At 61.5% G+C, this 7,633-nt stretch carries 7 protein-coding genes; 4 read left to right on the forward strand and 3 right to left on the reverse strand.

Annotated features, from left to right (window positions below; genetic code table 11):
* Window positions 1–254: 254 nt before the first annotated feature.
* Both KDL09_RS00005 and KDL09_RS00010 read right to left on the reverse strand, forming a co-directional pair.
* Window positions 255–1,412 carry a hypothetical protein gene (locus KDL09_RS00005; RefSeq protein ID WP_294380025.1) on the reverse strand — a complete coding sequence of 386 codons (1,158 nt, stop codon included), beginning with the start codon at window positions 1,410–1,412 and terminating at the stop codon, window positions 255–257.
* Window positions 1,413–1,506: 94 nt separating this feature from the next.
* Complete coding sequence (locus tag KDL09_RS00010) at window positions 1,507–2,988, reverse strand: tannase/feruloyl esterase family alpha/beta hydrolase (protein WP_294380027.1); 1,482 nt, start codon at window positions 2,986–2,988, stop codon at window positions 1,507–1,509.
* 298 nt (window positions 2,989–3,286) lie between these two features.
* On the opposite strand from KDL09_RS00010, the gene KDL09_RS00015 reads away from it, so the two are divergent.
* On the forward strand, window positions 3,287–3,655 hold the full coding sequence (locus tag KDL09_RS00015; RefSeq protein WP_294380030.1) for a hypothetical protein: 369 nt from the start codon (window positions 3,287–3,289) through the stop codon (window positions 3,653–3,655).
* Between the two features lie 61 nt (window positions 3,656–3,716).
* Here KDL09_RS00015 and KDL09_RS00020 read toward each other — a convergent pair whose 3' ends face one another.
* Entirely contained in the window at window positions 3,717–4,217 is a 501-nt protein-coding gene (locus KDL09_RS00020; protein ID WP_294380032.1) for a hypothetical protein, read from the reverse strand.
* 135 nt (window positions 4,218–4,352) lie between these two features.
* Here KDL09_RS00020 and KDL09_RS00025 point away from each other — a divergent pair, with 135 nt between their 5' ends.
* From KDL09_RS00025 to KDL09_RS00035, 3 genes are all read left to right on the forward strand, one after another.
* Window positions 4,353–5,126 (forward strand): M90 family metallopeptidase, encoded by a 774-nt coding sequence (locus KDL09_RS00025; RefSeq protein WP_294380034.1) that lies wholly within the window; start codon window positions 4,353–4,355, stop codon window positions 5,124–5,126.
* Between the two features lie 136 nt (window positions 5,127–5,262).
* Complete coding sequence (locus KDL09_RS00030) at window positions 5,263–7,128, forward strand: DUF1592 domain-containing protein (protein ID WP_294380036.1); 1,866 nt, start codon at window positions 5,263–5,265, stop codon at window positions 7,126–7,128.
* Window positions 7,125–7,633, forward strand: a 509-nt coding sequence (locus tag KDL09_RS00035) for a DUF1552 domain-containing protein (protein WP_294380037.1), incomplete at its 3' end; no start/stop codon positions are given. The genes KDL09_RS00030 and KDL09_RS00035, both read left to right, overlap by 4 nt.

Here is a 7,633-nt window from a genome sequence, read left to right on the forward strand (position 1 = left end):
CCCCACAGAGAGGTCTATGTCACCCCACAGAGGGGTCTATGTCACCCCACAGAGGGGTCTATGTCACCCCACAGAGGGGTCTATGTCACCCCACAGAGGGGTCTATGTCACCCCAGACAGAGGTCGGTGTCGGCAAGCAGCGTGTGGGAAGGCAAAGGCGGTGGGCGACGCGGAACGGGGCTGTCTTTCGAACACACCCAGAAACTCCGCGCCTCCTCCGCCCACAGACAAATGGGACGCGGCGCAGCGCGCCCCTACCATGAGACCCACGCGCGCGGGAGGCTGCGCAGGAGGTCATCGAGCATTTCGCCTCCGGCGTGAGTTCGATCTCGCCGGCGGTGAAACCCGGCGCTGACCTTCGCGCCGTTCACGTAGCGCCCGTCCAGCAGTGCATGGGAGCCAAGCACCCGAACGAGATGCTGCTCCACGCCCGTGCCGGGCGGCAGCACCTGGGAGGCGCTCTCGGTCATGCCGTCCAGCGGTCCCACCCACGACCATTGTGCCGCCACCACCCGGCTCAGCAGATGAAAGCCGGGATGCACCTGAGGATACCCGGCGGTCCCGTCAGGCACCGCCACAAGGCTGACCACCCGCAGATTGGGCGCGACTTCCAGCAGCCGCGGCCCGGAGTCCTGCATCCAGGGATCCTGGCTGACCGACCTCACATCCTCCATGACCTTCTTTCCAAGCGGATCCACCAGGCACACATACCATCGCGTCATCTGCGCGAACGGGGCTCCGCCGCGGTAGAGCCAGTCCCCCACGATGGAACCGCGCAGCACACCGGAAAAACTCAGCATCAGCCGCACCTTCTCCCGCTCGCGGAGCGGCAGCTTCCCGGCCTCGCTGGCAAACCACTGCATCCAGTCCAGCCCGCCTTTCGAAAAACCCGCCAGCACCGCGCGATCCACCTGCGGCAGTTCCCGCTCCATCGCAGCCTGCACCTGCCGCGCATCCTCCCCGACCGTCTCGTGCGGCGTCAGTTCGAAGAGGCGCGCATGCCAGCCCTGTTTGCAGAGATCCGCCACCACATTGGCAGCCACCTTTTTCGACAGCCCGGTCGAGGTGTGAAAGCCTCCCACGAAAAAGATGCCGGTCCGCCGGCGCTCCGCCATGGACATGCCCGCCATCGAGTCGGCATACGCAAACTGCTTGTCCGCATTGGTTCGCAGAAGCCGCTTTTCAAAGCCGCCGCCGTCCGCGTCCGCTTTCTCCAAGCTCGACAGCAGACGGTCGCGCGCCGCTTTCATCCCGTCTTCCTGACGCCATTCCCGCGCCTGCCGCAGCAGATCATCCTCGGCCAGATGAACGGACGCCTGCTGGCAGGCGGAAAGCGCCGCACCTGCCAGAACAGGAAGCACGCGCCGGAAGTCCACCTTCCGGTGCACGGCAAGTATGAGGCGGAGCATCATCCAACGCTCCTTCAACCACGGAGCACCCGCGATCAAGAGACCGGGGTGTGCATTTCTTGTGCTCGGCCTGCCCCGGGTAAAATCCTGTTCCGCTTCACTCCTTCGCCGCCGGCAGGAAACGCTCCGCGATCGGATCCACGCCACCGCGTTTGCCTTCCATCGGTTTGAAGCTGTTGGTCGTCGGATTCCATCCCGTCTGCATCGGATACGGATAGATCGTCATCTCCCACAAAGGTTTGCCGTTCTCCACGTGACGGCCGGTGAGCGCGAACGGTGCGGTGCCGGTCTCGCGCCAAGCACGCACCGCTTCGAGCAGATTCGGCGCCTGATTGATGCCGGGACCGCCGCCGTGGGCGAGGCCGGGAACGACGTAGAAGCGGAAGAACGACTGCACCTGATCGAGCCCGCCCATGCGCTCGATGACACGCTCGTAGTAATCAATCGAGGCGTGGTAAGGCACGACGGAATCCGCAGTGCCGAGCGTCATGACGAGCTTGCCGCCGCGCTTGAAGAACGCGCTGAGGTCGGGATTCTGCGCGTTGAGATACGGCGCGAGCTTCGCGGTGTAGGTGTCGATGTCCGCGCCGAAGTTGATCTCCTCGAGGTTCTTGTCTTTGCCGAAGACCCACTGGAACAAATACAGATGTCCGTGTGACGCCGCGATGGAACTGCCGAGCGGGATACCATTGAAAAGGCGCTCGCCTGTCACGGCATGGCGCGGGCCGTCGAAGAGTTTTCGCAAGGCCACGGCGTGATCATCCGTGAGCGTGGCGTCCTTCTTCCGCGCCAGCGCGATGACGGCCTCAATGTCCTGTGCGGTGCAGCGCGGATCGGAAACGAACTTGCCCGCCGCCAGCGGGATCTCCCGCGATGCCATGAACTCATTCGCTGCAGCGATGACACTCGCGTCCTGCTCCTTCGTGAAAGGGCACTTCTTCAAGATTTGCTCGTTCCACAGGAAGTAAGCGTGCAGCGGCGTGCGGCAATGCGCGGCGACAGCAGCCGCGATGCCATCGTAGTCCTCAGGATAACGCTGCGCCTCCTGCAAGGCCTGCTGGCCACCCGTGGACCCGCCGCTGAAATACGAAAGCTCCGGGTCCATGCCATAATGCGCCCGCACGATCTGCTTCCCCACGACGGTCATGAGATGCGTGGCACGAAAGCCGAAGTCCCTCCACACTTCCTCGTTGCCAATGCCGGAGTCGGAATTCGGTGCGGTGCCCATGTCCGTCGTCGCCACCGCGTAACCCGCCGCGCTCGAACTCGCGAGGCCGCCCGGATTGATCTTTCCCGCCGCGCCGCCGTTCCCAAGGCCGAGGAAACGCGCGTTCCACTTCTCCGCATCGGGCAGCCAGACTTCGACGTGGATGTTCGAGCCCTTCGCCGGATTCAGCACCAGTTTCACAATTGTCCGTGTTCCGGTCGAATCGCGCTCCACGGTCGTGATCGTTCCCTTGTCGATCTTCAGCGCACGCAACGCAGCCAGTTTGTCATCGGCGGCTTTGGGAGCCTCGGCGAAGGCGGAGAAACAACTGAGAAGCGCTGCGAGGATGAGCGGAGTGAGCTTGAGGTTCATGAGAGCGTGAGTCTAGGCGCACGGGCCGCGAGTCGTCGATCAAACAAAACGGAACCGCAAGCCAGGGCCATGCCGCGCCACGGTCAGGAACTGAGCTGACCGGACTGCGGGTCCCTCCGCTCCGGAATTCGCCAGAATTGAGTCGCACCACGCCGGAATTGGGCAGACCGCTCTGAAAGTTCGAACACAAATTCTTTCCTAAGGTCTCAAAATGAGAGATATGGACTTTTTGAGTCGTTATCATTTATAAGAGTCGAAATCCCTTTTCTCCGCCCTTTCTCCACCAACCATACATACCATGCACCGTCGCCTCCTGCTTCTTGCCCTGACCGGTCTGACCCTCGCTCTTGCCGCCTGTGCCTATCCGTCGCGGTTTCCTCGGATTCAATGGGTGAGCACTGCCAGGGTGGTCCCGTTCACTCCGGGTGTTGCTGGTCCGCTCTACACGATCAACGGCGTCGCCATGCAGCAGTACAGCCCCAGCCTCTACACGCCCTTCCTTTACGACCACCGCAGTCTGGCCAGCAACACCTACTATCATGACCGGGCGGTCCGTGACGCCATGCGCAAGAACGGCATGGTGCATGTGGGCCCCATGGTCCTGCAGTCCTCCGCCAACCTTCCCCCGTCCTACGAGGTCCGGCGTGCTAAAGCGTTGTTGCAGTGATCAAACACCGCTCGTTTGAGAGCGAAACAAGACAGCGGACAGCATCGGGGCGTGTCCGCTGTCAGCCAATCTCCACCTGCGCGCCAACAGCGTCCTGATACACCCGGTGCAGCGCCAGAGTCTGCTCCTCGCCTATTTTTTGGCCGACCTGCGCCAGGACACACATCCCAACTGCGATCGCGAGCATGGCGAAGAAAATCCACAGGCCCCAGGCGGTCATCCCAAGCCACCACTGGCACACACCGAGAAGGCCGGAGAACACCCCGGCCGATCCCACCAGCAAATAGCCATACAGAAACGCCGACCACACATTTGTGCCCGGCCCATAGGTGCCCATGACCCGCGTGCGACCGTCCGGTTCCGGTTCCAGACTCAAGCTCAGGCGTGGCGACCAGTACTGGCTGTCCTTCTCCAGCACGTGCAGGCTCACGTAACCGGGAAAACTTTTCACGTCACACTGTTCCGCATGCTTGAGCGCACCGTTTACGATCAGTTCCCGCGCGGCATCGACGCCCAATTCGAGCACATGCTCAAACCGGGGACGGAGACGACAACAGTTCATGGGCACCAGACTGCCTGAAACGCCGCTGCGGCGTCAAGCGCCTTGCTTGCGCAATGCTGACCATCCGTTGCGCTGTTGCACGGCCTTCCCGCGTATGATCTGGCGGCATGTCCCGCGTCTTCTAACATCAACCCCATGATCTTGCAGAAATTGAAGGACTGGTTTGGCAGAAAGGAAGCGGTGTTCCATGAAGAATGGATCGCGCTGCTGAAGAAGAATCTGCCGTTGTATGCGCGACTGCCGGAGGAGCTGCGGCTGCGGTTGCACGAGCGGATCTCACAGTTCATCGCCACCGTGCGCTTCGAGGGCTGCGGTGGGCTGGAACTGACGGAGGACATGATTCTCACGGTGGCGGCGCAGGCCTGCCTGCTGGTGATTCATCGTGAGGGACGACCGTATCCGCGCCTGCAGGCGGTGTATCTTTACCCCAGCACCTTTCATTCAAAGCAAAAACGCGTGGATGCGCTCGGCATCGTCACGGAGGGCGAAGTCTTCCGGCTCGGTGAATCGTGGGGCCGCGGAACGGTCGTGCTCGCCTGGGATTCGGTCGCGCACGGAGCACGCGACATCGCCGACGGCGAGAACGTGACCTTCCATGAGTTCGCCCATCAGCTCGATCACGAAGACGGTCCGACAGACGGTGCGCCTGCGCTGCCGGGCCGATCCGCGTACCGTTCATGGTCACGGGTGTTTCACGAGAACTACGCCGAGTTTCAGCATGAGCTGGAGGAAGGCCGCGCCACGGTGCTGGACAGTTACGGTGCGACGAGTCCGGCGGAGTTCTTTGCCGTCGCGACAGAAACGTTTTTCGAGAAGCCCCGACAGCTCTTTCGCAAACGTCCGGACATGTACGAAGAGCTGCGGAAATACTACGGTCTCGATCCGCGCGAGTGGTTTGAGGAGCCGTAGGCCGTGTGGCTGACGATCCCTCCTTGTTGCATGCTCGCTCAGCTTGATGGCCGATAGAGTCGCGAAGAATCGGGCGTGATATGAACACCCCCATTTGAAGATCAGAATGACCCAATCAGGACCTTTACGTTGCAGCATGTTGGCGATGACTGTGATCAGCGTCACGCTTGCCTTGGCCTTGCCTTGTCCCGCACAGACGGCGGAGGACAAGGAAGCCGCCGCGCAACAGGCCGCGGCGCAGAAAGCAGTCAAAGAGCACGTCGATCCCTTCGTGAAGAAGTATTGCGTCGAGTGTCATGGTGACCGTCCAAAGGCGGGACTCAATCTTCGTGTCGCCGTGCGCAAGCCGGGTGATCCGGCCTTCGCGCGGAAGTGGATGGAAGCCATCGCGAACGTCAACGCGCATGACATGCCGCCCGACGATGCCGACCAGCCGTCCGACGACGAACGCACGCGCTTCATTGATGCCATCGCACAGATCAAGTACCTCAGTTCCCGCGATCCCGGTCCCTTCGTCATCCGCCGCCTCACGAAGGTCGAGTATGGCAACACGCTGCACGACCTCCTTGGCGTCGATTTCGCCATTGCGAAGGACCTGCCTGATGAAGTGCCTGGCGAAGGCTACCTCAACTCGCTCTCGCCGATGCAGACGGAGCAGTATCTCGCCATCGCGAACGAGGCGATCCGCAAGATGTCCGCAGGCACGCAAATGCGTCTCCTTGGAGAAAAGGACACCGATGTGCGCGACGTCGCACGCAGGCTCGCCCGCAGTGCGTATCGCCGTCCGGCCAACGAAGCGGAACTCGACACACTGGTGCGCGTGTTTGATCTCGGCAGAGCAAACAAGCTCGACCACGCTGCGTCATTGCGCCTCATGCTCAAGGCGGTGCTCGTGTCACCGCAGTTCCTTTTCATCACCCCGGCCACGGAGACGAACGCGAGCCAGAAAATCGTGCCGCTGGATGATTACCAGCTCGCCTCGCGCCTCTCGTATCTCCTCTGGGCCACAATGCCTGATGCGGAACTATCAAAACTCGCAGATGAAGGCAAGCTCCACGATCCCGCTGTGCTCAAGGCACAGACGAAGCGCCTGCTGGCCGACAATCGTTCTCGTGCGCTGTTTGACGGCTTTGGCGCTCAATGGCTCGGCATCGACAGCCTCGCCACCAAGACCTTCGACGAACAGAAGTTCCCGCAGATGACACCGGCGATGCGGACGTCCATGTATGACGAGGCACGCCTGTTCTTTGACAGCATCGTGCGCGAGAACCGTAGCGTCACTACCTTCGTCAATGGTGACTACACCTTCCTCAACAGCACGCTGGCAACGATCTACAGTCTCGAGAAAAAAATCACCGGTGCCGAGATGCAAAAGGTGAAGCTCGCCGACGCCAATCGCGGCGGCATCCTCGGCATGCCTGGCGTCCTCGCGACAACTTCTTTCCCCAACCGCACCAGTGCCGTGAAGCGCGGTGTTTGGGTGCTGGAGCAGGTGCTCGGCGAGCATGTCCCGCCTGCGCCACCGAACGTGCCAGCCCTCGAAAAGCAGGATCAAAAGAAGGTCGCCAATCTCACCCTGCGTCAGCGCACCGAACTGCATCGCACGAACGCGGTCTGCGCCAACTGCCACAAGATCCTCGATCCCATCGGCTTCGGCCTTGAAAACTTCGACGCCATCGGACGCTGGCGCGACAAGGACGAATCCGGCGGCCCCATTGACGCCGTGGGCGAACTGCCCGGCGGCAAGCACTTCTCCTCGCCCAAGGAATTGAAAGCCATCATCGCCGCACGAAAAGACGATCTGGCGCGTAATCTCACTGAGAAACTCATGGCCTACGCGCTGTGTCGCCAGCTCGAAGGCTATGACGAAATCGTGGTGGATCAGCTCATGAAAACCATCGCCCAGGATGGCTATCGGATGCAGACGCTCATCATCGAGATCGTCACGAGTTATCCCTTTTTGAATCGCCGAGTCCAGGACCAAATCGCCGCCTCCCCATGATCCGCAATCACCTCATCAATCGCCGCACCGTGCTGCGCGGCCTCGGAGCCTCGCTCGGACTGCCGTTGCTGGAAACCATGGGCTGGGCCGAGTCCCTCAAAGGCAAAACGGCCTACAAGCCGCCGGTGCGGCTTGGGTTCATGTACATGCCGCACGGCGTGATCATGGATCAGTTCTGGCCGAAGTCGCCGGAGAGCTTTCTCAAGTCACCGCCGCCTGCACTCGAGTCGCTGCGTCCCATTTTGAACCAGTGCCTGCTGATGAAAGGCATCTCCGGCGTGCCGATCGCGCCATTCAATGGCGCACCGCATGCGCTGGAGCTCTCAACCTGGCTCACCGCGTGCCTGCCGGATGCGAAGAAGCGTAACCAAATCCACATCGCCATCTCCGCCGACCAGATCTTCGCCAACTACGTCGGTGGTCTCACAGCCCTGCCCTCGCTGGAACTCGCGACGATGCCGCAGACGCACAAGGAGAACCAGGAAGGTCTCAACGAAGGCTACTA

This window comes from Prosthecobacter sp., assembly GCF_020439865.1.
In the GTDB taxonomy this organism is placed as follows: domain Bacteria; phylum Verrucomicrobiota; class Verrucomicrobiia; order Verrucomicrobiales; family Verrucomicrobiaceae; genus Prosthecobacter.

Coding starts and splice junctions, on each gene's coding strand:
- KDL09_RS00005 (WP_294380025.1), bottom strand. CDS start 1,412: ATGATGCTCCGCCTCATACTTGCCGTGCACCGGAAGGTGGACTTCCGG.
- KDL09_RS00010 (WP_294380027.1), bottom strand. CDS start 2,988: ATGAACCTCAAGCTCACTCCGCTCATCCTCGCAGCGCTTCTCAGTTGT.
- KDL09_RS00015 (WP_294380030.1), top strand. CDS start 3,287: ATGCACCGTCGCCTCCTGCTTCTTGCCCTGACCGGTCTGACCCTCGCT.
- KDL09_RS00020 (WP_294380032.1), bottom strand. CDS start 4,217: ATGAACTGTTGTCGTCTCCGTCCCCGGTTTGAGCATGTGCTCGAATTG.
- KDL09_RS00025 (WP_294380034.1), top strand. CDS start 4,353: ATGATCTTGCAGAAATTGAAGGACTGGTTTGGCAGAAAGGAAGCGGTG.
- KDL09_RS00030 (WP_294380036.1), top strand. CDS start 5,263: ATGTTGGCGATGACTGTGATCAGCGTCACGCTTGCCTTGGCCTTGCCT.